The following is a 370-nucleotide window of genomic DNA, read 5'->3' on the forward strand; positions in this document are numbered from 1 at the left end:
CGGCCGTGGCGGGCCTGCTGGTGGCGGCGGGTGCCGTGCCGGTCCTCGTACGCCCCCTGCGCGCCCGGCTGGCCGGGTTCGCGCGGGACGCCCTGGGCGAGGTGCGGTCGGTGCACGCGCGGCCGGCCCGCGCGCTGGCCCTGTGGGGCGGCTCGCTGGCCTTCCCCGCGCTCCAGGCGGCCGGGCTGGTCGCGGTCGGGCAGGCGCTGCGGCTGCCGGTGCCGCCCGCGCACATGGTGCTGGCCTACCTCGCCGCGACGGTCGCGGTGGCCCTGGTGCCCACGCCCGGCGGGCTGGGTTCGGTGGAGGCGGCGCTGGTCGTGGCGCTGGTCGCGGTGGGCGGTCCGGCGGCGGTGGCCACCGCGGTGGT

Annotated in this window: 1 protein-coding gene; it reads left to right on the plus strand. The window is 81.9% G+C overall.

Going from position 1 to position 370, the window contains the following annotated elements; genetic code table 11:
* On the plus strand, positions 1-370 hold a 370-nt coding region (locus CCN44_RS47265; RefSeq protein WP_244204089.1), incomplete at both ends, for a lysylphosphatidylglycerol synthase domain-containing protein.

This window comes from Streptomyces tricolor, from assembly GCF_002155905.1.
In the GTDB taxonomy this organism is placed as follows: domain Bacteria; phylum Actinomycetota; class Actinomycetes; order Streptomycetales; family Streptomycetaceae; genus Streptomyces; species Streptomyces tricolor.